The 23,957-nt window shown below is 65.1% G+C and carries 29 protein-coding genes; 19 read left to right on the top strand and 10 right to left on the bottom strand.

The genetic code is table 11. The features are described 5' to 3' along the window. The first annotated feature begins 8 nt into the window (after nt 1–8). Together AB6802_RS07660 and AB6802_RS07655 are read left to right on the top strand one after the other, a co-directional pair. Nucleotides 9–170 (top strand): hypothetical protein, encoded by a 162-nt coding sequence (locus AB6802_RS07660; RefSeq protein WP_371009442.1) that lies wholly within the window; start codon nt 9–11, stop codon nt 168–170. Nucleotides 171–381: 211 nt separating this feature from the next. After that, nucleotides 382–636, top strand: coding sequence for a hypothetical protein (locus tag AB6802_RS07655; RefSeq protein WP_371009441.1), 255 nt, complete (start codon nt 382–384; stop codon nt 634–636). 49 nt (nt 637–685) lie between these two features. On the opposite strand, the gene AB6802_RS07650 is transcribed toward AB6802_RS07655, so the two are convergent. Together AB6802_RS07650 and AB6802_RS07645 are read right to left on the bottom strand one after the other, a co-directional pair. Continuing rightward, nucleotides 686–1,273 (bottom strand): dihydrofolate reductase family protein, encoded by a 588-nt coding sequence (locus AB6802_RS07650; RefSeq protein WP_371009440.1) that lies wholly within the window; start codon nt 1,271–1,273, stop codon nt 686–688. Nucleotides 1,274–1,297: 24 nt separating this feature from the next. Then, entirely contained in the window at nt 1,298–2,161 is an 864-nt protein-coding gene (locus AB6802_RS07645; protein ID WP_371009439.1) for an NmrA family NAD(P)-binding protein, read from the bottom strand. A 102-nt stretch (nt 2,162–2,263) separates the two neighbouring features. Between AB6802_RS07645 and AB6802_RS07640 the strand changes: the two genes are divergently transcribed. After that, nucleotides 2,264–2,680, top strand: a complete 417-nt coding sequence (locus AB6802_RS07640; protein WP_371009957.1) for a winged helix-turn-helix transcriptional regulator — start codon at nt 2,264–2,266, stop codon at nt 2,678–2,680. Between the two features lie 58 nt (nt 2,681–2,738). Here AB6802_RS07640 and AB6802_RS07635 read toward each other — a convergent pair whose 3' ends face one another. Continuing rightward, nucleotides 2,739–4,229: an AMP-binding protein gene (locus AB6802_RS07635; RefSeq protein ID WP_371009438.1), complete on the bottom strand. Its 1,491-nt coding sequence runs from the start codon at nt 4,227–4,229 to the stop codon at nt 2,739–2,741. Between the two features lie 33 nt (nt 4,230–4,262). Then, nucleotides 4,263–5,072 (bottom strand): p-hydroxycinnamoyl CoA hydratase/lyase, encoded by an 810-nt coding sequence (locus AB6802_RS07630; RefSeq protein WP_371009437.1) that lies wholly within the window; start codon nt 5,070–5,072, stop codon nt 4,263–4,265. A 170-nt stretch (nt 5,073–5,242) separates the two neighbouring features. Between AB6802_RS07630 and AB6802_RS07625 the strand changes: the two genes are divergently transcribed. The 6 genes from AB6802_RS07625 to AB6802_RS07600 all read left to right on the top strand — a co-directional run bounded on the left by AB6802_RS07625 (nt 5,243) and on the right by AB6802_RS07600 (nt 11,761). After that, entirely contained in the window at nt 5,243–5,725 is a 483-nt protein-coding gene (locus AB6802_RS07625) for a MarR family winged helix-turn-helix transcriptional regulator (protein ID WP_371009436.1), read from the top strand. 65 nt (nt 5,726–5,790) lie between these two features. Next, on the top strand, nt 5,791–7,044 hold the full coding sequence (locus tag AB6802_RS07620) for a TonB-dependent receptor plug domain-containing protein (protein WP_371009435.1): 1,254 nt from the start codon (nt 5,791–5,793) through the stop codon (nt 7,042–7,044). A gap of 15 nt (nt 7,045–7,059) precedes the next feature. Next, nucleotides 7,060–7,905: a TonB-dependent receptor domain-containing protein gene (locus AB6802_RS07615; RefSeq protein ID WP_371009956.1), complete on the top strand. Its 846-nt coding sequence runs from the start codon at nt 7,060–7,062 to the stop codon at nt 7,903–7,905. A gap of 16 nt (nt 7,906–7,921) precedes the next feature. Further along, nucleotides 7,922–8,812: an iron-siderophore ABC transporter substrate-binding protein gene (locus tag AB6802_RS07610; RefSeq protein WP_371009434.1), complete on the top strand. Its 891-nt coding sequence runs from the start codon at nt 7,922–7,924 to the stop codon at nt 8,810–8,812. Further along, entirely contained in the window at nt 8,802–10,748 is a 1,947-nt protein-coding gene (fhuB, locus tag AB6802_RS07605; protein ID WP_371009433.1) for a Fe(3+)-hydroxamate ABC transporter permease FhuB, read from the top strand. Before AB6802_RS07610 ends, fhuB begins: the two co-directional genes overlap by 11 nt. A gap of 287 nt (nt 10,749–11,035) precedes the next feature. After that, nucleotides 11,036–11,761: a 3-keto-5-aminohexanoate cleavage protein gene (locus AB6802_RS07600; RefSeq protein WP_371009432.1), complete on the top strand. Its 726-nt coding sequence runs from the start codon at nt 11,036–11,038 to the stop codon at nt 11,759–11,761. A 15-nt stretch (nt 11,762–11,776) separates the two neighbouring features. Here AB6802_RS07600 and AB6802_RS07595 read toward each other — a convergent pair whose 3' ends face one another. The 3 genes from AB6802_RS07595 to AB6802_RS07585 form a co-directional block, all read right to left on the bottom strand. After that, nucleotides 11,777–12,178, bottom strand: coding sequence for a GFA family protein (locus AB6802_RS07595; RefSeq protein WP_371009431.1), 402 nt, complete (start codon nt 12,176–12,178; stop codon nt 11,777–11,779). Between the two features lie 24 nt (nt 12,179–12,202). Further along, on the bottom strand, nt 12,203–13,261 hold the full coding sequence (locus AB6802_RS07590; protein WP_371009430.1) for a Gfo/Idh/MocA family protein: 1,059 nt from the start codon (nt 13,259–13,261) through the stop codon (nt 12,203–12,205). Nucleotides 13,262–13,349: 88 nt separating this feature from the next. Continuing rightward, nucleotides 13,350–14,135: a ThuA domain-containing protein gene (locus AB6802_RS07585; RefSeq protein WP_371009429.1), complete on the bottom strand. Its 786-nt coding sequence runs from the start codon at nt 14,133–14,135 to the stop codon at nt 13,350–13,352. A gap of 140 nt (nt 14,136–14,275) precedes the next feature. Here AB6802_RS07585 and AB6802_RS07580 point away from each other — a divergent pair, with 140 nt between their 5' ends. Continuing rightward, nucleotides 14,276–15,031, top strand: coding sequence for a hypothetical protein (locus tag AB6802_RS07580; RefSeq protein WP_371009428.1), 756 nt, complete (start codon nt 14,276–14,278; stop codon nt 15,029–15,031). Nucleotides 15,032–15,033: 2 nt separating this feature from the next. Here the strand turns inward: AB6802_RS07580 and AB6802_RS07575 are convergent, their stop codons facing one another. Next, on the bottom strand, nt 15,034–16,275 hold the full coding sequence (locus tag AB6802_RS07575) for a glycosyltransferase (protein ID WP_371009427.1): 1,242 nt from the start codon (nt 16,273–16,275) through the stop codon (nt 15,034–15,036). Between the two features lie 203 nt (nt 16,276–16,478). On the opposite strand from AB6802_RS07575, the gene AB6802_RS07570 reads away from it, so the two are divergent. Continuing rightward, entirely contained in the window at nt 16,479–17,378 is a 900-nt protein-coding gene (locus AB6802_RS07570; RefSeq protein WP_371009426.1) for a DMT family transporter, read from the top strand. A 74-nt stretch (nt 17,379–17,452) separates the two neighbouring features. On the opposite strand, the gene AB6802_RS07565 is transcribed toward AB6802_RS07570, so the two are convergent. Beyond that, the gene (locus AB6802_RS07565) at nt 17,453–19,024 is read right to left on the bottom strand and encodes a tlde1 domain-containing protein (RefSeq protein WP_371009425.1); all 1,572 of its coding nucleotides are present in this window, start codon (nt 19,022–19,024) and stop codon (nt 17,453–17,455) included. A gap of 204 nt (nt 19,025–19,228) precedes the next feature. On the opposite strand from AB6802_RS07565, the gene AB6802_RS07560 reads away from it, so the two are divergent. The 7 genes from AB6802_RS07560 to AB6802_RS07530 all read left to right on the top strand — a co-directional run bounded on the left by AB6802_RS07560 (nt 19,229) and on the right by AB6802_RS07530 (nt 23,308). Then, nucleotides 19,229–19,366: a hypothetical protein gene (locus AB6802_RS07560; protein ID WP_371009424.1), complete on the top strand. Its 138-nt coding sequence runs from the start codon at nt 19,229–19,231 to the stop codon at nt 19,364–19,366. Between the two features lie 241 nt (nt 19,367–19,607). Continuing rightward, complete coding sequence (locus tag AB6802_RS07555) at nt 19,608–20,192, top strand: cytochrome c (protein ID WP_371009423.1); 585 nt, start codon at nt 19,608–19,610, stop codon at nt 20,190–20,192. A 74-nt stretch (nt 20,193–20,266) separates the two neighbouring features. Beyond that, nucleotides 20,267–20,500 (top strand): hypothetical protein, encoded by a 234-nt coding sequence (locus AB6802_RS07550; RefSeq protein WP_371009422.1) that lies wholly within the window; start codon nt 20,267–20,269, stop codon nt 20,498–20,500. Nucleotides 20,501–20,609: 109 nt separating this feature from the next. Continuing rightward, on the top strand, nt 20,610–20,756 hold the full coding sequence (locus AB6802_RS07545; RefSeq protein ID WP_371009421.1) for a hypothetical protein: 147 nt from the start codon (nt 20,610–20,612) through the stop codon (nt 20,754–20,756). Between the two features lie 101 nt (nt 20,757–20,857). Then, a complete protein-coding gene (locus tag AB6802_RS07540) occupies nt 20,858–22,108 on the top strand; it encodes a GGDEF domain-containing protein (protein WP_371009420.1) in 1,251 nt (416 codons plus the stop codon). Between the two features lie 188 nt (nt 22,109–22,296). Continuing rightward, nucleotides 22,297–22,512, top strand: a complete 216-nt coding sequence (locus AB6802_RS07535; protein WP_371009419.1) for a hypothetical protein — start codon at nt 22,297–22,299, stop codon at nt 22,510–22,512. 91 nt (nt 22,513–22,603) lie between these two features. Next, entirely contained in the window at nt 22,604–23,308 is a 705-nt protein-coding gene (locus AB6802_RS07530; RefSeq protein WP_371009418.1) for an SOS response-associated peptidase, read from the top strand. Between the two features lie 7 nt (nt 23,309–23,315). Here AB6802_RS07530 and AB6802_RS07525 read toward each other — a convergent pair whose 3' ends face one another. Further along, nucleotides 23,316–23,576, bottom strand: a complete 261-nt coding sequence (locus AB6802_RS07525) for a hypothetical protein (protein WP_371009417.1) — start codon at nt 23,574–23,576, stop codon at nt 23,316–23,318. A gap of 136 nt (nt 23,577–23,712) precedes the next feature. Here AB6802_RS07525 and AB6802_RS07520 point away from each other — a divergent pair, with 136 nt between their 5' ends. Further along, nucleotides 23,713–23,901: a hypothetical protein gene (locus AB6802_RS07520; protein WP_371009416.1), complete on the top strand. Its 189-nt coding sequence runs from the start codon at nt 23,713–23,715 to the stop codon at nt 23,899–23,901. The last annotated feature ends 56 nt before the right edge of the window (nt 23,902–23,957 follow it).

The following is a 23,957-nucleotide window of genomic DNA, read 5'->3' as shown; positions in this document are numbered from 1 at the left end:
TCGGCCGCGTGCCCGTGCCCAGCGCCAATGTCGTCACGCCCGGCGTCGACCTCGGCGCGGCGATCGGCGTCGCGGCATTTTTGGCCTGCTGGCTGCTGGGCTTTCGGCTGCTCGGGCTTTTTGCCTTGCTGACGCGCGCCCGCAAGGTCGCTGCGATCGAGACGCGCTGAGCCAGCGCGGCACCCGAAGGATTTCGGCGAGTATCGCGCGGCCACGATGGCGCGGGCAAGTCGCTATGCCGGCTGTGCGCCTGATGTTGGGACGCCCTCCGGTCGCTGACCACCAAGCGAGCATGCCAAAACGAGCACCATGTGTGGGCTAGGTCATAGTAACGCCAAGCAGTGACTGCTATATTAGAACTTCTTCAGAGCGGGGGCTCGAATGAGGTTTGTTGCGGTGCAGGAGCCGCCCCACGACAGTTGGGCGGTGTTCGACGCAGGTAATGACGCGCCGGCCGAATATGCGGGTCGCGTGCTGATCGGCCTGACCTTGCATGAAGCCCGCCGTTTCGCCGCCGTCGCCAATGATCACTGCGGGTGGTCGCAACGCCTATGGCCCGTCCGGCTGGAGTTGGTCAACCCGGCCGCCGATGGCGTACCGGCGGCCCGGGAAAAGGATAACCGTACCAACAGTTAGGGACGCGCGCTGCCGAATTGATTCAAGCATAGGGCTCGCGGAAATTCCCTCAGCCAGCCAGCGCATAGCGGCTCACCACCATGCCGCTGGCATAGGCTTTCGAGCCGATCAGCTTCAGCCTGGAAAAACCGCCTTCGTCGAAGATGCGGCGGCCGGCGCCGAGCACGGCTGGATTGACGAAGAGCTGGAACTCGTCGACGAGGCCGGCGGCAATCAGCGCCGAGGCGAAGCCGGCGCCGCCGAACACGGCGATGTTGCCGCCCTCGCCCTGCTTCAAGGCGTCTACCTCGCGCGGCAGGTCGCCGCTGACCACCCGCGTGCGCTCCCAGCGCGAGGTCTCGAGCTTGTCGCTCGGCACCACCTTTTGCGCCTCGACGATGCGCTGGGCGAAGGCATAGAAGCGGTCGCCCGGGAATTTCTTCGCCGCATTGCCCCAATGGGTCAGATACCCCTCCTCGGCCATCTTGCGGCCGAGCAGGATGGTATCGATGCCGGCAAAGACGGCGTTGAAGTCCTGCTTCAAGTCCTCATCCCAGGCGCTGTCGTCGCCCCATTCCCACAGTTGCCAGCGATGGTCCTCATTGGCGCCGACGAAACCGTCGACCGAGATCTGCATGTTCAGGATAAGCTTTTTCACGGGTCGTTCTCCTCATTCTTGATTTCAGGCGGCATTGCCGACGCGGGCGAAGTTTTCGGCCCAGGCCTCGAAGCTGGTCGGCGTGGCGTTTGCAACCGAAGGCACTTCCAGCGCCCAGCGCTCGCCCTTGTTGAAGCTCGCCGCCGTCTCGCCGAGCGCATCGGCGAAGCTCGCCGACAGGCCGTTGGCGATCATGCCGGCACGGGCGTCTGCGAAGGGCGCGGCATAGTAGGCCACATCCTTTCCGATCGCCCGGCCGAGAATCGCGGTCGCCTGTTCAAGCGTGTGGTAGCCGCCGCCATGTAGTTCGACGACGCGCTGGCCGGAGGCGCCCTTCGCATCGAGGAGCGCCGCGGCGCGCTCGCCGATGTCTTTTGCGGCAATCAGCGGCATCGGCAGGTCGCCTCGAAAGGGCGTGGCGAAGACGCCGGAGGCGGCCTGCTCGACAAAGCCCATGCCCTTGACGAAATTCTCCATGAAGAAGGAGGCGCGCAGACAGACGAGCTCCTCCAGGCCGAGCGCAGCGAGGCGTTCTTCCATCAGCGCGGCGCCGAGCGAAGTGCCCATCCTAAGATGGGCGTTGAGACCGCTGAGCAGCACCACGCGGTTAAGGCCCGCCTTGGCGATGGATGACGCCAGCCTTGCGCCGACCTCGTCCTCGAAACAGTGCAGATCGGGCGCCGTGACATCGAAGGGGATCATCACGTAGGCGCTGTCGGCGCCGGCGAAAGCGGCGTCGAGCGCCGCCTGGTCGTCGAGCGCGACACCGAGCCTGCGTGCGACGCCGCGCACCGTGTGCCCTGCCCCGGCCAGCCGCGCCGAAACCTCGGCGCCGACTTCACTGGTTGCACCGACGACGACGGTGGTGCGGGCGGCTTCCCGGTTCATGATGATCCTCCTCTTGGCTGCAATGATTTACTTTTGGAACCATTTGACGCATGACGAGAATGATGTCAATAGTAAAGTGATTTAAAAATGGAAGCATACGAAATGTCGACCAAGGGACGATCCGGCTGCCCGATCAACCTATCGCTGGAACTGCTCGGCGACCGCTGGACGCTGCTCATCATCCGCGACCTGATCTTCGCCGGCAAAAAGCATTTTCGCGAATTCCTGCAATCCGATGAGGGCATTTCCTCGCGCACGCTGGCCGAGCGGCTGCAGACGCTGCAGGACGAAGGCATACTCACCCGTAGCGACGACCCGACGCATGGATTGAAAGCGATCTACCGGCTGACGGAAGCCGGCATCGACCTTCTGCCCGTGCTGGCCACGCTCGGCGCCTGGGGCAGCAAATACCGCAGCGCCGACGACAAGCTCGCCGAGATCGCCGATCAACTCGCGGCCGGCGGCGAGCCGGCGCTGGCGCGGATGAAGGAGCAGCTACGGGCCGAGCATCTGGGATAGGACGCTCGACCGGACGACGATCGCATCGCCCTCGCCGGCTCGGCAGCAATGCCCGGGCTCAGCCGCGCAAAAGGTGTTTCTGGATCTTGCCGGATGCGGTGCGCGGCAGGGCTTCGACGAGCAGAAATTCCTTCGGCACCTTGTAGCGCGCAATGCGGGCGGCGCAGTGAGCGGCAAACGCTTCCGGGTCGAAAGCCCGGTCAACACCCTTCAGCACGACGAAGGCGCGGCCGACCTCGCCCCAGCGCTCGTCGGCGATGCCGATGACAGCCGCTTCGGCAATGTCGGGATGATCGAGCAGCGCCATTTCGACCTCGGCCGGATAGACGTTCTCGCCGCCGGAAATGAACATATCCTTGCGGCGGTCGACGAGGGTGATGAAGCCGTCATCGTCCCGGCGCGCGATGTCGCCGGTGCGAAACCAGCCATCTGATGTGAAGGCCTGCGCGGTCTCGTCCGGCCGGTTCCAGTAGCCCGGCGTGACGTTAGAGCCGCTGAGCCATATCTCGCCGGCCTGCCCGGCTGCGACGTCCCGGCCACCGTCATCGACGATGCGCAGCGACAGCGACGGCGCCGGCAGGCCGGCGGAGCCCGCCTTGCGTGCGATCTGACCGGCCTCGACGGGCATGCCAAGCACGGTGCCGGCCTCGGTCATGCCGAAGCCGTCGACCATGCGCACGCCCTGTTCCAGCCACCAGAGAATATCGGCGGCAGGATTGGGTGCGCCGCCGGTGAAGATGGCGGTCAGCCGGGTCCAGCGCGCCGGCGCGAAGGCGGCGTCCACGCGCAGCATCCTGGCCATCTGCGGGACGCAGAAATAGTGGGTGACGCCGAGTTCGGGATCAGCCAGCCGGCGGTTGGTCAGGCCAGGCTCGAAGCCAGGCGAGATCAGCACCGTGCCGCCTTGCAGCAAGGGCGGCCGCAGGCTGGTGATGAGGCCGATGACATGGAACATCGGCGCGTCGCACAGGAAGACACTTGCATTGCCGACCTGCCCCAGCACGCCGAAATTGACCGCGGTGGCGAAGGCGTTGCGCTCGGTGACGATCACCCCCTTCGGCCGGCCGGACGTGCCCGACGTGTAGAGGATGATCGACGGCTGGTCGGCTGCCGGCAAGGGCCGGCGCGGCGCCGGCGCCTGCGCTTCCACCGCCGCCGCGAAGTCGGCGACCTCGACCGGCACGCAGCCCACGGGCGGCGCCGTCTCAAGCCCGGCATCATGCAGCAACAGCACGGGTTCACAATCGGCGAGGATCGCCTGTCGCTCAACCGCTGCGAGCCGCCAGTTGACCGGCACGAAGATGGCGCCGAGGCGCATGGCGGCCTGCTGCAGGATCAGGAGATCGGCGCTGTTGCGGGCGACGGTGGCGATACGCTGCCCGGGCTCGATGTCGTAGCCGCTCCCCAGCACGCAGACGGCGCGCTGGATCGCCTCATCCAGTGCGCTGTAGGTCCAGCGCCGCCCCGAAGCGAGGTCGACGCAAGCGATGCGTCCGGGCTGCGTCGCGGCATGCAAGGCCACGGGATCGGGCGTCGTCCAGGCCGGCATCTCGCATCTCCTCCCCGATCGGATTTTGGCCGATCACCTTGCCTTGTCGTAGGCGCCGAGACCGGGCTTGTAGCTCTTTTCGTCGATGAACTGGCGGATGCCTTCCTTGCGGCCGTCATTGTCGTAGGAATTGGCCGCCTCTTGCGCGCGCACCAGATAGTCCTCGGCATTGTCGTAGGTCATCTCGCCAACGCGGCGGATGGCGTCCTTGGTCGCCTTCAGCGCGACAGGATTTTTCTTCAGCAAAATGTTGGCCACTTCCGTGACGCGCGCCCTCAGGTCCTTGAGAGGCAGGCTTTCATTGACCAGCTTCCAGGCCGCCGCTTTCCTGCCGTCGATCAGCTCGCCGGTCAGTGCGTGATACATGGCGTCGCGCATCGACAGGAGATCGACCACCACCTTGGTGGCGCCGCCGCCGGGCAGGATGCCCCAGTTGATCTCGGACAGCGCAAACTGCGCCTCGTCGGCGGCGAAAGCCAGGTCGCAGGCAAACAGCGGGCCGTAGCCGCCGCCGAAGCACCAGCCATTGACCATGGCGATGGTCGGCTTGCGGTACCAGCGCAGCCGCCGCCACCAGCCATAGGCCTCGCTTTGCGCCTTACGGACGGCGCCGATGCCCTTGGCTTCGGTCTCGCGAAAATACTCCTTGAGGTCCATGCCGGCCGACCAGGCATTGCCTTCGCCCGTCAGCACCAGCACGCCGACATCGTCGCGGTATTCGAGCTGATCCAGCACCTCCATCATGCGCCGGTTGAGCGCCGGGTTCATGCAATTGCGCTTGTCAGGGCGGTTGAAGCGCACCCACGCGATGCCGTCCTCGATGTCGAAGGCTACTTCGGTCATGGCAACTCTCCTCCTGCTTGCGGGCGGCATGACGAGCCAAGAGCCGTTCTCCTCCTCGCCCCGGTACCAATTCCGCCTTGATAATCGCTATGTTGCATAGCTTTTATAATCACTATGTCGCATAGTATTTTCTGCTTGACAAGGCTTTGATCGCGGTGGTCGTTTGCGGCATGGACGAGACAAGAAACCGCACCGGTCCCGGCAAGGCGACCAGGGTCGCGCCTGAAGACAGGCTCGACGCGCAGATTGGCTATAATCTGCGGCGCGCCTCGGCCCTGGCGCTCAACGATTTCGCGGTCGAACTGGCCGATGCCGCGCTGCGCCCGGTCACCTACGCCATGCTGGCTTTGATCGACGAAAGGCCCGGCATCCGCGCCGCCGAGCTTTGCCGCCAGCTCGGCATGAAAAGCGCAAACATGGCGCCGTTGCTTGCCGAACTTGAAGAGCGCGGACTGGTCGAACGCGACGACCACGCGCAGGACAGGCGCGTGCAGATGCTGGCTTTGACCAAGGCAGCCAAACAGGCGATGCCGGCATGGCGCCGGCAAGTGCGCCGGCACGAGGACCGGTTCCTGCAGCGACTGACGAAAAAAGAGCGTGCAACGCTGCTGCGCCTGCTGCGGCTGATCTGGAGCGAGGACGGCCCAAATTAAAAGTTGACTCTTTTACTCATCTTGAATAGCGCTGCCCGCAGCTGTTGGAGATGGGGATCTTGCGAATGATGGATCGGCGCGGGCTCGCGGGGCTTTTGCTGGCGACGACACTCCTGCACGCGCCCTACGCGCAGGCGCAGCAGAAATCCGAAGTGCTGGCGCCGATCGAGGTCCAGGGCGAGGCCGACGGCAAATCGGGCTTCGACGGCTACAAGGCCAAGAAGGACGCCAGCGCGACAAAAACCGACCAGCCGCTGGAAAAGACGCCACAGGCGGTGAGCGTCGTCGGCAGCCAGCAGATCGAGGACCAGGCCGCGCGCTCCGTGGTCGAAGCCACGCGCTATGCGCCGGGCATCCGCTCGGAGACCTTCGGCAACGACACCCGCAACGACTGGTTCCTGATCCGCGGCTTCTCCTCGCAGGTCAACAGCTACTTCATGGACGGGCTGCAACTCCAGTCGAGCGACAGTTTCGCCACCTGGAAGGTGAACCCCTATCTGCTCGACCGCATCGACATTTTGCGCGGCCCCTCCTCCGCGCTCTACGGCGCCTCCAACCCCGGCGGCCTGATCAACCTGGTCTCCAAGCGGCCGACCTTCCAGAATCGCGGCGAGACGGCGGTCGGCGTCAACGAATTCGGCAATGTCTGGTCAGGGCTCGACGTCGAGGGCGTCAACAAGGACGGCACGCTCGCCTACCGCTTCATCGCCACCGGCAATTACGGCGGGACGCAGGTCGACTATACCGACAACAACCAGTTCGCCATCATGCCGGAACTGACCTGGAAGCCGGACGAGGACACCACCCTCACCGTCTACGCCAACATCTCGAAGCTGAAGACGCGCGGCCAGAATTTCCTGCCCTATGAGGGCACCGTCACCAGCGCGCCCTGGGGGAAAATTTCGCGCGACCTGTTCACCAGCGAGCCCAGCGTCGACAAGTTCGAGCGCTCGCAGCAGATGATCGGCTACGAGTTCGAGCACCGCTTCGACAATGATGTGACGGTGCGCCAGAACCTGCGCTACGGCCACCTCGACGTCGATTTCCGCAACGTCTATGGCCAGGGCTGGGTGGGCAACGATCCGGCGAGCCACCTGCTCGACCGTGCCAACTTCCTGTCGAAGCCGGACCTCGGCCTGTTCACCGTCGACAACCAGGTCGAGTGGAAGACCGCGACCGGGCCGATCGACCACACGCTGCTCGTCGGCCTCGACTACAAGCGCTTCGACTTGCATGACGAGTCGGGCTTTGAGGGCGCGCCGCCGCTCGACGTGCTGGACCCGGTCTATGGCGACGTGTCGCCAGTCACCTCGCGCTAAGACCAGTCGAACACACTGCAGAATCAGGTCGGCGTTTACGCGCAGGACACCGCGCAGATCGACAAGTGGACTTTTGTGTTCAGCGGCCGTTACGACGACGCCCGCACGCATGTGACCGATCGGCCGACGGGGGCCGAGACCGACTATTCGAGCAATGCCTTGAGCGGCCGCGCCGGCGCTATCTACAATTTCGACAATGGCGTCTCGCCCTATGTCTCGATCTCGCGCTCGTTCCTGCCGCTGACCGGCAAGGACACCCTGACCGATGCGGCCTTCAAGCCCGAAACAGGTCTGCAATACGAGGCCGGCGTCAAATATCAGCCGACCTGGCTGAACGACGTGATGTTCACCGCCTCGCTGTTCGACCTGACGCGGAACAATGTGGTGACCAGCGACGGCGTGGTGTTCAACCGCCAGATCGGCAAGGTGAATTCGCGCGGCGTCGAGCTCGAGGCCGTCGGCCAGTTGACGCCCGACCTGAAGCTGACCGCCGCCTATACCTGGTACGACCTCAAGATCAAGCAAGGTAATCCGGTCGAGATCGGCAAGGTGACGACCGGCACGCCGGAACAGTTCGGCTCGCTCTGGCTCGACTACGCCATCCCGTCCGACCGCCTGCAAGGCGTCAGCATCGGTGGCGGCGTGCGCTATGTCGGCTCATCCTATGCTGACAGCGCCAACACGCAGAAGGTGCCGGACCACGCCGTGGTCGACGCCGCGATCCGCTACGAGAAGAACAATTTCAAGGCTTCGCTCAACGTCTCAAACCTGTTCGACAAGACCTATGTCGCGTCCTGCAACATCACCTGCTTCTACGGCGAGAGCCGCGAGGTCAGCCTGACCATGGGCTACAAATGGTGACGATCGGACGGCGCTCGTGATCGCAAGGCTTCTGGCATCGCTGCTGGCATTGCTGCCGACACTGCCGGCCGCGGCCGCAGAAGCCGTGCCGGCGCATGCCGAACGGGTCGCGACCATCGACTGGGGCACGGCCGAGACTTTGCTTGCGATTGGCGTTACGCCGCTCGGTCTCGCCGAGAGCGCCGGCTATCGCGACTGGGTCGGCGAACCCGCCCTGCCCGACACCGTCGCCGAGATCGGCTTGCGCGCCACGCCCAGCCTCGAATATCTGGCGGCGCTGAAGCCCGACGTGATCCTGTCGACGCCGCAATTCACGGCGATCGAGCCGGTGCTGGAAAAAATAGCGCCGGTGATAAGCCTTGCCACCTACACCACCGATCTCGAGCCCTATCGCCATGCGCAGGAGAACACGGCGCGGCTCGGCGCGCTGACCGGCCGCGCGCAGGCGGCGGCCGACCTGATCGCGGCCACCGACACCCGTATTGCGAAGCTCAAGGATGCCGTCGGCGCCGCCGAAACCCGGCCGGTGCTGGTGCTCTATTTCCAGGACGATCGCCATACGTGGGTGTTCTGCCGCGGCAGCCTGTTCGATGACGTGCTGAGGCGCGCCGGGCTGAAAAATGCTTGGACGACAGAAGGCAATTTCTGGGGCTTTGCCAATGCCGGCGTCGACCGGCTGTTTGCCATCCGCGACGCCGCCGTGCTGGTGATCGAACCGGTGCCGCCGGCGGTGCGCGCCAAGCTGGAAGCGCGCGACGGGCTGCTCGGCCAATTGCCGGCCTTCGCGCCGGGCAACTACGCGATCTTGCCCAGCATCTGGGGTTTCGGCGGCCTGCCGTCGGCCGGCCGCTTCGCCGATCAGCTTCTGAAACACACGCAGCTTTTCGAGCGCGGCCATGCTTCATGACCGCCGCCGTCTGGCGGTCTTCGTCGCGAGCGGCCTCTATCTCATTCTCATCGGAGGGCTGATCGCCACCAACATCGCCGATATCAGCGGCAGCGATGCGGTGCGCGCGCTGCTCCTCGACTATGCCTACTGGCCGCGCCTTGCCGTTGCGCTGCTCGCCGGCGCGGCACTTGGCCTCGCCGGCGTGCTGATGCAGCAGGTGCTGCAAAACCCGCTTGCCGCGCCCGAGACGCTCGGCGTCAATGCCGGCGCGCATCTCGCCTTGACCATCGGCCTGCTCGCAGCACCCGCTCTGCACGCCGCGCATCCCCAATTGCTTGCGATCGCTGGCGCCTTCATCGCCTGGGGGCTGATCGCCGCGGTCGGCTGGCGCTCGCGGGACCCGACGACATTGATCCTGACCGGCTTCGTCGTCAGTTTCGCGCTGGGCTCGATCTCCGGACTGCTCATGCTGCTCAACCAGCAATACCTCGACTCGATGTTCATCTGGGGCGCCGGCTCGCTGGTCGTCGACGGCTGGACCGATGTCGCGCAATTGGCGCTGCGCGTCGCCCTCGGCGCAATCGGGGTGGCGGCGCTGGGGCGGCCGCTGCTGATCCTCGGTTTCGGCGAGCAGCAGGCAAAAAGCCTCGGCCTGACCAAGCTGTTGAAGCCGCTGCTTTTGGCCACCGCCGTGCTGCTTTCGGCAAGCGTGGCGGCGGCCGTCGGCATCATCGGCTTTGTCGGCCTGGCCGCGCCGCATCTGGCGCGCGTGCTCGGCGCCGAAAAACTTAGCGAACGGCTGATCGCCGCGCCGCTGGCCGGTGCAGCCCTGGTGCTGCTCGTCGACCAGCTCATCCAGTTGCTGCCGCCCGAGCAGGCCGCCAATCTGCCGACCGGCGCCGTCACCGCACTGATCGGCGCGCCGATGCTGATCCTGCTGCTGCGCCGCCTGCCGCGCCTGATGCTGGAAGTCGGCGGCGGGATCGCCATGCTTCTCGGCGGCGGCAGCGCCAAGCGGCCTATGGCCGTGCTCACCGGCCTTGCCGTCGCGCTCGCCCTGCTGCTTGCGCTCGCCTTGCTTATCGGCCGCGCGCCGGCCGGCTTTGGCCTCTACCCGGAAGCCTTCGCCTGGCGCCTGCCGCGCGTCGTCGCCGCCTGCAGCGCCGGGCTGGGGCTTGGCGTCGCCGGCTGCCTCGTCCAGCGGCTGTTCGCCAATCCGATGGCCAGCCCGGAAATCCTCGGCATCGGCGGTGGCGTCGCCATGGGGCTGATTGCAGTGCTGCTGCTGTTCACCGACGCCGGCGCCGGGCTGCAGCTCTTCGGCGCAACCGTCGGCGCACTGGTCGTCACCGGCGCGATCCTGTTGCTCGGGCTCGACCGCGGTTTCACGCCGGAGCGGCTGCTGCTCACCGGCATCGCCATCACCGCGCTGCTCGACGCCTCCAGCCTGCTGTTCCTGGCGCTCGGCGATCCGCGCTCCGGCCAGGTGCTGGCGTGGCTCAGCGGCTCGACCTATTGGGTGGCGCTCGACTTCGCCATCGTCGTGCTTGTCGCCGGCCTTGCCGGACTGGCGCTTTCGGCGCTCACCCTCCGCTGGCTGGAGATCCTGCCACTCGGCGCCACTATCGCCACCAGCCTCGGCATGCCGCTGCACGCCGCGCGGCTGATCGTGCTGGTGCTTAGCGCCGTCACCACGGCAGCGGCCGCGCTGATCGTCGGGCCGATGAGTTTCGTCGGCCTGCTGGCGCCGCATCTGGCCGGGTTGTTCGGGCTGAGGCGCGCCGGGCCGCAATTGTTCGGCGCGGCGATGACAGGGGCGATGCTGGTGGTGTTCGCGGATTGGGTGGGGCGTGTTGTGTTCGCACCGACGGAGCTGCCGGCGGGTGTGTTGTCGGTGTTGATCGGGAGTGTGATGGTGGTGGGGGTGGTGATGGGAAGGCGGCGCACCTTCTAAGGTTGGCGCGAGGCCCCCCTCTCTGGCCTACCGGCCATCTCCCCCTCGAGGGGGGAGATCAGCAGCTTTGGCAACGGCGCCCATCTTACAACGTTTGTAACTGGCGAAAGCCGATGCGACATCCAATCTCCCCCCTTGAGGGGGAGATGTCCGGCAGGACAGAGAGGGGCGTGCCCCACTGCCAATGACAACTAGCTTCTCAGCCCTGTCAGCAGTCTTCACCCTCCCCGTTTCACACCCACTCTGCCCTTTGCTAGGCTCCCCCACCCGCAACAGGATCGCCCAGCATGATCGTCCAGGCCTGCATCAACGGCGCCCGCCCCGCCGACTTCCACCCGACACTTCCGCTCGACCCCGAAGCCATGGCGCACGATGCCGCCGCTTCGATCGCGGCGGGCGCCTCGGAACTCCATGTCCATGCGCGCGGTGCCGACCGACAGGAAAGCCTGGCGCCGGAAGCGATGGATAGAACGGTCGCAGCACTGCGCCGCGCCTGCCCGGGCACGCTGATCGGCGTCTCCACCGGCGCGTGGATAGAGAAGGACGACCTGCGCACGCTGGTCGCCATCTCCAGCTGGCGCGAATTGCCGGACTATGCCTCGGTCAATCTCAGCGAGACGGCGGCGCCGGTCGTCATGGAAAGCCTGCGCCAGCGCGGCATCGGCATCGAGGCGGGCCTGGCGACGATCGCCGACGCCGAGCGGCTCGTCGGCCTCGACCATGGCGGCCGCGTGCTGCGCGTGCTGATCGAGATTTCCGAGCAGACGCTGGATGAAGCTTTTGGTGCCGTCGACGGCATCGAAAAGGTGTTGGAACGCGCCGGCATCCGGCGTTCGATCCTGCTGCATGGCGAGAACGCGACGGTGTGGCCGTTTGTCGAACGGGCGGCGTCACGAAAGCTGTCGACGCGGGTGGGGCTGGAGGATGGCAAGGAATTGCCAGACGGCAGCGTGGCGGACGGCAACGCGGCGCTGGTGGCGGCGGCAGTCGGGATCTTCAGCGCCGCGCGCTAGCGGCGGCCGACAGCTTCAGTCGAACGTCGCCAGAGGCTCGGCGTTTATCTCCACCCACTCACAGCGCCGGCTGTCGTGGTAGAAGGACTGGAAAGGCGGCGGGAAGGTCGGGTCGGCGAAGGCGCCGACGGGAATGGCGATGACACCGGGCTGCGTGTCGATCCGGTAGTGGACGCTGGCGCCGCATTCCGGGCAGAAATTGTAGAGGACGCGGCCGCCCTGGTCGCCGATGCGGGTGAACTGCTTCGCCCGTCCCTCGATCGAAACATCGCCTTCGGCAAACCGGACATTGTAGCTGAAGGCGCTGCCGGTGCGCCGCTTGCAGTCGAGGCAATGGCACACCGAAATGCGGACCGGCTCGCCCGAACAGACGGCAGAAAGCTGACCGCAGAGACATTGCGCGCGGCGCGTGACCATGGCTGGCTCCTACGATGGACGATCTTACTGCGTATCCGCGTCAGCCCGCAATTCCGCGCGCTTCTCGTCCGACACCACCGCCAGATCCAGCACCTTCTGCAGGCCCGCCGCGTGGCGGAAGGTCGGCTCGGTCTGCACGCCGCTTTTCACCGCCTCGACGAAGCGCTGATAGTTGGTCGGTACGGTGCCGGCGTCGATCTCTTCCCATTTGGCGGTCTCGATGTTGTCGCCGACGCAGGCTTTCAGAACCGATCCTTCCAGATTGTGCACCACTTCGAGGCCGCCCTTGTCGCCATAGATGCGCAGGCGCAGTTCGTTCATGTGGCCGGTTGCCCAGCGGCTGGCATGGACCACGCCGAAGGCGCCGTTGGCGAAATCCAGCGTCATGGCGAAACTATCATTGGCGTCGAGGTCATAGTCGCCGATGCGGTTGCCCGGCGCCTTGTCGAAGGCGCGCAGGCGGCAGAAGACATGGTCGATGTCGAGCGCCGCGCCATAGCTGGCGAAATCGAGGATGTGGATGCCGACATCGCCGAGCACGCCGTTGGAGCCATGGCCGCGCGACAGCCGCCACAGCCATTTCGGGTCGGTGCGCCAGTCGCCCCAGAATTTCGACACCAGCCAGCTCTGCAGATAGGACGCCTCGACATGGCGCACCGTGCCGATCTCGCCGTCCCGCACCATCTGGCGCGCCTTCTGCAGCGGCGCCACGTTGCGATAGGTGAGGTTGACCATGTTGACTATGCCGGCGGCCTCCGCCGCATCCGCCATCTCGTTGGCCTTGCCGAAGTTTTCCGCCAGCGGCTTCTCGCACAGCACCGGCTTGCCGGCGGCGACCAGCGCCATGGTGGTCGGGTGGTGGATGCGGTCCGGCGTGACATTGGCGACGGCATCGAAGTTGCCCCAGTCGAGCGCCGCCTCCAGCGTGGTGAAGCGCTTCGGAATCTTGAAGCCGTCGGCGAATTCGCCGACGCGCTTTTCATCGACATCGACGGCCGCGACCAATTCGACGCCATCGATGGCGCCGAAGCGGCGGGCATGTTCCTGGGCCATCCAGCCGGTACCGAGTATCAAAAGCCGCATTCTTCTGCTCCCTGGGCGAATTGGTTCGATTCAATGATATGCCAATCTGGCCTAAGCGTTGTCGTCACGCAATTGCCGATGGCATGTTTTAGCGGAAGCCGGCCTCGCCGGAGGCATGCAGTTTGCCGCCGCGCTCGACGATCGGCTCCAGCGCCTTATCGACCGGCACGTTCGGCGCATCGAGGATGGCGGGTTTGGCGCCTTGCGGATTGTGCGCCCATTTGACCGCGTTGCGCAGCACCTTCTGCACCGTCGCGTCGTGATAGGTCGGATAGGTCTCGTGGCCGGGCCGGAAGTAGAAGACATTGCCGGCGCCGCGCCGATAGGTCAGCCCTGAGCGGAACACCTCACCGCCCTGGAACCAGGAGATGAAAACCGTCTCCAGAGGCTCGGGCACGGCGAACTGCTCGCCATACATTTCCTCGTTCTCGAGCTCGAAGAACTCGCCGACGCCTTCGGCAATCGGGTGATTGGGGCTGGTCACCCAGAGCCGCTCGCGCTCGCCCGCCTCGCGCCATTTCAGCGTGCAGGGCGTGCCCATCAGCTGCTTGAAGATTTTCGAGAAATGCCCGGAATGCAGCACGATCAGCCCCATGCCTTGCCAGACCCGGCGAGCGACGCGGTCAACCACCTGGTCGGCCACCGCGCCATGGTCCTTGTGGCCCCACCAGACCAGAACGTCGGTCTCGGCCAGGCGCGATTCCGGCAGGCCGTGCTCGGGCTGCTCCAGCGTCGCGGTCGAGGCCGAGATACCGGCGTCGGCGTTCAGCGCCTTGGCAATGGCCGCGTGCATGCCCTCGGGATAGAGGGCGGCGACCACCTCATTGGTCCGTTCATGGATGTTCTCGCCCCAGACGACAGCGCGAATTGTCATGATATCCTCGTGATGATTGGGAGCCGCCCCGGCGCATAGTCATAAAGGCTCGGGGCGGTATTGGAAGCGGTTTTCGCCGCGGCGCTCCCACGCCTTCTTATCCGGTTGGCAAGCGACCTTTCCCGTGCGCAATATTAGCGATGGGTGAAGTTCTCGTAGGGGTGGTGATCTTTGCTTGCCTGGCCGGGGCGGCGCTGGCCAGCCTGATAATCTATCCGCGCTTTCCCGAACATCATCGCCAGGACGACACCAGCGCCGTGGTCCGGCTTTCCGCCAACCTGTTCGTGGTGATGTCGTCCCTGGTGCTCGGCCTGATGATCAACTCGGCCAAGAACACCTTCGAGACGATCGATCACAACGTCCACAATTTCGCGACGCAGCTGATCATCCTCGACCGCTCGCTGCGCCTGTATGGACCGGAGACGGAAGACGCGCGCGCCACACTCACCGCCTATCTGCAGCGGCTGGTCGACGCCACATCGCCGACGCAGAAGACACCCGCCGTCGCCAACCGGCTGTCGGAGCTGCTGCTCAACAAGGTCGGCGACCAGCTGGCTGAGCTGCAGCCGCCGGAAGCCAAGCGCGCCACGGCGCTGCAGAACGCGACGCAGCAATTGCAGAAGGTCATCGAACAGCGCTGGGTTCTGGTCGGCCAGTCGGAAGGCATCATCCCCATGCCGCTGATGGCGCTGCTGGTCGCCTGGCTGACGCTGATCTTCGCCAGCTTCGGTTTTCGCGCGCCGCGCAACGCGACCGTCGTCGGCACATTCATCGTCTCGGGCGCTCTGGCGGCCGCGGCCGTCTATCTGATCATGGACATGGACACGCCCTTCTCCGGACCGATCCAGGTCTCGCCAGCGCCGCTCCAAAGGGCGCTGGCGGAACTGAAGCAGTGAGATCAGGGCCGGCTTAGCCTGTTCACCAGCCAATTCGCTGCCTGCATAGCGCCGTCGCCGCTCACCTCTTCGACCATCTCGGCCGCCCGCACGCGCACCTGCGGCGCCAGCGCGATCTCCAGCGCCGCGGTCAATGTTTCCGTTGTCGGCGTCGGACCGTCATGCGCCACCCCCATGCCAAGCTCGGCAATCCGCCGCGCCCAATAAGGCTGGTCGCCGATCTGCGGCACGATCACCTGTGGCACCCCTGACCGCGCGGCGGCATGCGTGGTGCCAGCACCCCCGTGATGGATCACGGCGGCGACGCGGGCAAACAGCGCCTGCTGGTTGACCTCACCAATGGCAAAGCAATCGTCCCAGTCGTCGATCGGCACAAGTTCGGCCCAACCCTTCGCGATGACGACACGCCGGCCATGGGCGCGGATCGCCTCGATCGCCGCCCGCGCCGTTTCCTCGGCGACCGCGATCGAGCCAAAGCCGACATAGATTGGCGGCGAACCTGCCTGAAGGAAGGCCTCCAAACCGTCCGGCAGTGGCCGCTCGTCCGGCAGGATGCAGGCGCCGGGCTGCACGGTTTCGATCAGGTCGGAAGGCTGCCACGGTCCGAGCGTCGGGTCGCAGATGAGCAGCACGGGATCGCCATAGACATAGGCGCGGACATTGTCCAAGGCAGGCAGATCGAGCTTCGCGCGCTGGCTGTTGATCGCCTCGCCGAACAAAGCGTTCTTGGTGGCGATGTCCCGCTCCCACAGGGCCCGGTTGTCGGTGATGTCGGCGGGAAGCGGGTGCCCCGGATATTCATGCGGCCGATTGTGCTGCGACGGCAGCCAGATCGGGCAGAAGGTGCCGAGCATATAGGGAATGCCCTTTTTCTCGGCGACCAGCCGTGCGGCAGCGCAGGACGGAAACAGGCCGAACCCCACGACGGCGTCGCAGCCCTCGGCCGCCACGCCCAGCGCATCGTATTGCCGCGCGACGATCTCGGCTGCCTGGCCCGAGATCAGACCGGCTATGCCTTCGGGCGAGGATGCCCGCCGGCGCCGGATCATTTCCTTTGCCCATTCGCGTACCGGCGCGAAGGCCGGCGCCAGCGGCACGCCGGCGCGGGCGAGCAGCGCCGCAAACTCCGCATCGCCTGGCGCGCTGACCCGCGCCTCGACGCCGAGTGCCTGTAACGCCGCGCCGAGCGCCGCCAGGGGCTCGACGTCGCCGCGCGAGCCGTAAGTCGACAGTAAAATCCGCATTCTGTGCTCCGTTGTGGTTGAATCGGAGCAGCGTAAATACGCGATATGAGGGGTCTTGCCGCAAGCCGGGGGTGCGCCATATTTATGTTCTGGGAGGGGGCGATGCTTCCGGCCCTCAAATCACATCCATTCCGACAGAGCTGCCGGCGCGTCGAAATCCGTCGCTTCCGGTAAATCATGCGCTTGGCGGCCGTGCGACAAGCATGGCCATGACAAGAATCGTCTCCACCTTGATCGGCTTTGTGGCCATCCTGACATGGTCGTTCCTGGCGCTGCTTTCGACCGCGGCCGGGCCTATCCCGCCGTTCCAGCTTGCCGCCATGACCTTCTTCCTGGGCGGCTTGGTGGGCGTGGTGAGCTGGATCTTCAGGCCACACGCGATCCGGTCGCTGCGCCAGCCCTGGCAGGTCTGGGCGCTGGGCGTCGCCGGGCTCTGCATCTACCATTGCGCCTATTTCTTCGCGATCCAATCGGCGCCGCCGGTCGAGGTCAGCCTGATCGCCTATCTGTGGCCGCTGCTGATCGTGGTGTTTGCCGCGTTCCTGCCCGGCGAGACGCTGAAAGCGCATCACATCATCGGTGTGCTGCTCGGCCTGGCCGGCGCGGTCGCCATCATCACCAAGGGCGGCAATGTCGGGCTCGCCGGCGGCATCATGCCCGGTCACGTCATCGCATTGTTCTGCGCCTTCGTCTGGTCGGGCTATTCGGTGCTGTCGCGCCGTTTCGGCAAGACGCCGGTCGACGTCGTCGCCGGCTATTGCCTGATCACCTCCGCGGTGGCGTTGCTCTTGCATCTTGGCCTGGAGCGGACGGTCTGGCCGGCCTCGACGACGCAATGGGCCGCGATCGCCACGCTCGGCACGATCCCGCTCGGCGCCGGCTTCTACGCCTGGGACTGGGGCTGCAAGCATGGCGACATCATGATCCTCGGCGCGCTGTCCTATGCCGCGCCGCTCTTGTCGGTGATCGCCCTTCTGGCGTTCGGCTTCGGCGCCTACCATTGGTCGGTGGGGCTCGCCTGCGCGCTGATCGTCCTTGGCGCGCTGACGGCAGCCAAGGACATGCTGGGCAGGAAGCGGAAAGGGGTCGCGCCGGCAGGCTAAGTCGCGCCGGCCTCTCTTAGGCGCAATTCCGGACGGAAAACCGCTTCACACTTTTCCTGGAATTGCTTGAAAGATCAGCCCTGGCGGCCTTCCTGGGCCACTTGCGTCGGCGACCTGGTCAGGCGCGGCACGACGACGAGGCGCTTGATCTTGCCCTTCTTGTAGGCGGCGAGGAAGCGCTGGTAGTCCCTGAAGACGACGCAGCCATTGGACTCGGCACGGCCGCCGCGCAGCATGTAGGTGTGCGCCAGCAAGCCGTTGCGGCCATATTTGTTGCTGCCGCTGGCCGGCGTCAGCCGGATCGCCTCGACGCCGTGGAAGCGCGATTCCCGGAGCGACAGATTGTAGGTGTCGGGCGGCGTCGGGCCGACATTCTTGCGATTGACGAAACGCGGCTGATCGACCATCGAACCGAGCCCGGAATGCGCCTCCAGCTTCGAGCCGTCCGGCATGTAGACCGTCCTGGCCGAGATATCATAGATGGCGACGCCATTGCCCATGGATGGGCCGGTGAAGAGGTTGCGGAAGGCGCTGCCGAGGCCGCCGCTCTCGGGCGTGTCGGGCTTGGCATAGGCCAGCATCTCGGACGCCTGCGCCTTGCTTCTCTTTGACGGCTTCGAGCTCGCCACGAGCGGCTTCGCGTTCGGCACGCCCGGCAGGGCCTGGTCGCCGGTTCTCGGCGAGACCGTAGTCTGCCCGCCGTCCGCGGTGTCGTCCTCAGCAGGTTGCGGCTTGGCTTTGGAGGCCAGCGGCTTCTGCGGCTTGGCGGCAATCTGGTCGGGTGCCTCGGTCGCACGCTCGAGCACGGTGCGCGGGCGAAGGCCGGGCACGGCAATCGTGTCAGGCAGATCATCCTGCGGCGGCAGCGAGGCGACCTGATACTCCGCGTCCTGGGCGTTGTCCTGATTGCCGGCGACATCGGGCGCGTCGCTGTTGGCCAGCGCAACGGCGGTCGGAACGTCCGCCGTATCCTCCGGCAGGGCATTGGCAAGCGCCAGCGCGAGCTCGGAGGCTTGCCGGACCTGCGCCGGATCGGAGCCGAAGCGGGCTTCGTCCGGAGCGCCTGGCAGCGCCCCGCCGAAGCGGCTTGCCGAGGGCAGGCTGGCGAGCAGGAACGGCGCATTCTCGGCGCGGGCGAAGGCCTCGGCCAGCTTCTTCTGGGAGAGTCCTGCGCTTTTGACGACGACGTCGAAGCGGTCGGCCACGCCGGCGGCCGAGGCCACCAGGACGACCTTCTCCTGCGCGATCTTTTCGTGCGCGATCGTATCCGGCGCCGGCAGCTTGAGGCGCGCCATCTTGCCGTCGTGCTTCGAATTGTCGGATTTGAGCGTGTCGGGCGCCTGGCCCGCATGCAGGAAGCTGGTGGCGAGGCTGAGGCACCCTGTATCGCAGCCGCCGGTCAGCGAGCCGGTCTTGTAACCGCCATTGGCGGCAAGACGCGGCGCCCAGGCATTGGCGAGCTTGCGGCGCTGGTCGCCAAGCGCGATGTCGCGCGGCGAAAGCAGGCTCGGCAATCCACTGGAGGCGGCGCTGAGCGACGTGCTCACCGAATAAAGGCCGGCGAGCGTCGCGACGGACCATAGCGCAAGGGCGGCGCCGACAGCGGGCACCACAATCCAGCGTTGGCTGGACTTCCTGGAAATCATCTCCCCATGAGGAGCGTCGCCCCGATTTTTCAAACGCAAAAACGCCATACGACCACTCTCAATCGGCATGCCGGTTTGCGACCTTGCATCCGTGACGATTACAGTTCGCCTGGTGCCCCCTGCACCTTTCGCGTCTGTTGCCGATTGATTCAAAAGATGGACAAAGTTGGTTAACCAATCCCTCCACCGATCGCCGATTTGGCGATGGTCGATACGAAAAAAGAGCCCTCCATGGTCTTCGCCACGGTAAAAATGCTCTCCCTCACCCGCTTTGCTGCCTGTTTTTCCAGCCCCTGTCAAGAAACCGTGAAGGCTGGAACCGCAGCACGTTTCGCCCGTTAGAGGCCGATTTGGGTCAAATTGCGACCGCTGGTAAGTCCCGAAGACCATAAGCCGGAATGTTGTGGGTCAGCCTGATCCCGCGTCGTTTCGTTTTCGACGTCAGGACAATCGCACCCAAAGAAAGTCACTCCGACTGCGAACGCCGCCCCTGCGCGATTCCCGCTTGACCTTCCAGCTACTGGAAACCTTAGTCTGAAGGAAAGCCGCCGAGCGGCCTTCCTGTCGCGGCTGGGAGAAACCAATGGATCGACGCGGTGTTCTGGCGGCCGCCGTCACGCCCCGGACAGCAATCCTGGCGCTCGCCGCCTCGCTGGTGCTTGCCTCTGCGACGGTGATGGCCTCGGGCAATGCGGTCGTGGCCGCCCGACAGTCCTCCATGAAGGACATGGCGGCGGCGGCAAGGACGATCGCCGAGATGTTCGACGGCAAGCGCGCCTATCAGCCCGAAAGCTTCAAGGCGGCGGCCGGGACGCTGCGCGATCGCACCGGCGCCGCCCTGATCGCTGAATTTCCCGCCGGCTCGCTCGGCGCGCCGTCTGGCGCCAGGGAGGAGATCGACCAGGCGCGGCCGGAATTCGAAACGCTCGCCCGCCATATTGGCCTGCTCGCCGCCGCGCTCTCCAGCAAGGCCGACAAGGCGCCGGCCGAGATCACCGGCGACATGCGGATGGGAGCCGGCCTGCCGATGGATGGCGGCAGCCTGCTCGGCAAGCGCGCGAACGCGGCGGAGATCAATCCGGAAAAGCTGCCAGTGGAACATCTCCTGCATCTCATCCTACAGGACTGTTCGAGCTGCCATTCACGGTTCCGCGAAAAGCTCGAATGAGCCCGGCCTGCATCACAAAAGTGACTCGCTCACCCCGCTATATGCTAGGCTTATGCAGCCAAGCGGAGTTCATCATGGATGCTAGCGAATTGCGGACCATAGGCGACACGCTGATGCGCCTCGTCACGCCCGACATGTCGCCGAAGGAGCTGGTCAAGGCGGTGCGCAAAGTGCATCCCGACGCCAAGAAGAAGGACATCGCCCGCGCCGCCTTCCACGCCATCATCGCCAACGCCGATCAGGACCTCGGTAGAGCGCGAAACCTGCAGGCCTTCGCGCTTGCCGAGCGCACGCAGCGGTCGGAATAAACTCTTTGAGCAATGTCTAGAATTGTCTCATCGGCGCTGCCGAAAAATTAACAAGTGGCTTCTACCTTAATAAGCGATCTCTAATATTAAACACCATCGCGGGGAACCCATGACCAAGAACCTTGGCAACGCCGCGTATGGCGTTTCCGCGAAGGCCGTAAAGCCTTCGCTGTTCGGCAAGGCGGCGCCGGCGCTGTTTCCGCTGGTGGTGGTGGCGCTCGGCTATTTCATCGGCAAGCAGTTCTTCGGCTTTTGATAGCCGGGCCAGCGCCGACCGGCTGGCTTTTACCGAATGTTCAGCGATGCCTCCCATCCTGCGCCACCGGGCGGGAAGGACAGTCAACGAGGCTGACGCCGATGCATCGGATGCTCAAGGAAACGCCACCGCTGGCGATCGACGATCAGGTGGAAGCCGGGCGGCTCGAGGCGCTGGACCGCTTCGACGTGATGGACACGCCGCGCGAAGAGGCTTTCGACCGCATCACGCGGCTCATCAAGAACATCTTCGAGCTGCCTATCGCCATCGTCTCGATGATCGACGGCCACCGGCAGTGGTACAAGGCCTATGAGGGCCTGGAGAACCGCGAGGTCGCCCGCGACGCGACGTTCTGCAAATACACGCTGCACGACATGACGCCGCTGATCGTGCCGGACGCCCGCGACGATGCGCGCTTCGCGCAAAATCCCATGGTGACGGCGGGCCCGCGGATCCGCTTCTATGCCGGGGCGCCGCTGCGCACCCATGACGGCCACAACATCGGCACGGTCTGCGCCATCGGCTTCGAGCCGCGCGCCTTCACCGCGCGCGAGAGCGCCATCCTGTCCGATCTTGCCGGACTTGCCATGGACGCGCTGGAATTGCGCCAGCAGGCCTCGCTCGACAGCCTGACCGGTGCACTGTCGAGGCGCGCCTTCAAGGAGCAGGCCGCGCAGGCAATCGCGCTGGCGCAGCGCCACAGGCATGGCCTTGCCTGCATCGCCTTCGATCTCGATCATTTCAAATCGATCAACGACCGCCATGGCCACGCCACCGGCGACAAGGTGCTTGTCGCCGTCGCCGAGGCCTGCCGCGCTCAGCTGCGCGGCAGCGACCTGTTCGGCCGGCTGGGCGGCGAGGAGTTCGCTTTGGTCCTGCCGCATACCGACCGGGCGCATATGAGCGGCGTCGCCGAGAAGGTGCGCGAGGCGATCGAGCAGATCGCGATCAGGAACGGCCAGACCAGGGTGCCGGTCACATCCAGTTTCGGCATGGCGGCGCTGGACGCACGCACGTCCGATATCGACGCCCTGCTCGCCAATGCCGATGCCGCGCTCTACGAGGCCAAGGCCGCCGGCCGCAACCGCTGCGTCGCCTGGCTGCAGGTCAACGATATGCCAGCCAGCCCGCGTCGGCGCGTGCTGAAGGCCGGCCGCATCCTGTTCAACAACCGCATGTCGTCCATCGACTGCACGGTGCGGACGCTCGGCGAGGACGGCGCCGGCCTCGATATCTCGAGCTCGATCGGCGTGCCTGAGACATTCAGCCTGGCGATCCGTTCGGATGCGCTGGAAGCGCGCTGCCGCATCGTCTCGCAGACCGAGCGCCGCATCGAAGTCGAGTTTTGCTGAAACTCGCGTAAACACGCCTCGGCGGGCCATATATCGTTTTTATTAATTAGCAATTACAAATATATGTGACGCCGCCCTTCGCCTTCGTACTAAAGGCCAATAAAATACGCTTTGAGGCAACCTCCCTCACTGTAGATCGTATTTCCGATCAAGAGATACAATTCTTCATGCAAGAGCAGGGGCTGTAGATGGTGTCGGGAGAGCCAGACAGTGTCCGTGTAAAGGCCATCAACGGCCAATGGATCGTGCGCATCGTCGAAGGCGGCAGGCTTACACAGCAGGTGTTCGACATCCACGCGCAAGCCGAAAGCTTTGCCGAGGAGGAGCGGCTGCGGCTGGGACTGCCCGGCGAACCGCCGACGGAAGAGCCGGTGGAGATGCGGCGTGGTCGGCAGGCGCGATAGAACCATCGACACATCGACGAAAGGCCGCGCGTTGCGGGGTTTGCGCTGAGTGTAAAAATGCGGGAACGTTCGGCGGACTGGAGTTCTGCCGATGTGCAATCTTTACAACATTACCACAAGCCAGGAGGCTGTCCGGCAGTGGACGCGGGCGATGCGCGACATTTCGGGCAACCTCGAGCCCTCGGTCGACATCTATCCCAATCAGCCGGCGCCCGTGGTGCGCAACGCCGCCGACGGCAGTCGCGAACTTGCCAACCTGCGTTGGGGCATGCCGACGCCGCTGGAGCGGGTACGCGGCAATGCCGATCCCGGCACGACCAATATCCGCAACCCGCAATATGGTCACTGGCTGCCCTATCTCGGCGTCGAAAACCGCTGCCTTGTGCCGGTGACGAGCTTTGCCGAACCTTCTCCCACGCCCGGCGACAAGGACCCTGAGACAGGCGTCCAGAAGAACTTCTGGTTCGCGTTGAGCGAGGAGCGACCCCTGTTCTTTTTTGCCGGGTTCTGGACGCCGTGGCATGGCGTGCGCAAGGTCAAGGAAGGCCCCGACGATCACGAACTTTACGGCTTCCTGACGACGAGGCCCAACGCGCTGATCGCGCCGATCCATGAGAAAGCGATGCCGGTGATCCTGACCACGCCGGATGAAACCGAATTGTGGCTGACCGCGCCTTGGTCGGAAGCCAAGGCGTTGCAGAGGCCGGCGCCCGACGACGCCTTGGTGATCGTCGAAAAACCGGCGACGCAGATCAAGTTTCCGGCGGAACCGCCGGCACAGGGATCGTTGTTTTAAACGCGCCTTACCCCCTCGCCTTCTGCAGCACCCAGATATAGCCCTTGGGCGGGTGGTCCTGGTCGATGAACTGGGTCTTCACCACCGTGTCCTTTCGGTCGCAGCGCTTGCAGCGAAAGCGAATGGCTTCCAGCGGCTTATTCCAACCGGCCACCTTGGCCACGTCGTTCGCCATGAAGCGACCGACGTGATAGCAGTGGCGACACTCGACGATGAGCAGCATGTTGGCCTTTGCCGCTCGGCCGACACTGTCCATGGGTCCGGCCATTTTTCATATCCGAATGCGTAGGCCTTCGCCCCATCTCCTGACAAAATAGGAACGCGTTCCTCGCCAAGTCAATTCGCCCTTGACAATTTTGTTCCCTTTTTGTTCACTACCCTAAACAGCCAAAGGGAGAAAAGAGATGGACAATATCGTCAGGCTCGACAGTCGGCAGGAAGCTTCGCTCCAAGCGATCGCCGACCGGTTCATTACCCGGCATAAGGGCGACGCGGTCAAGGCGCTGAAGGAGATGATCGTGCTCAATGGACATCTCCAGGAGCAGTTGGATAAGTTTGCCACACCCAGGCTTGATGGGCGGCAAGGTGGCTAACGCAGGATAGGCTGGCGCTCTACGGCGCCCCCCTCTGTCCTACCGGACATCTCCCC

This window comes from Mesorhizobium sp. RCC_202, from assembly GCF_041355295.1.
In the GTDB taxonomy this organism is placed as follows: Bacteria; Pseudomonadota; Alphaproteobacteria; order Rhizobiales; family Rhizobiaceae; genus Mesorhizobium.
This window is presented reverse-complemented; position numbering and strand designations above follow the sequence as displayed.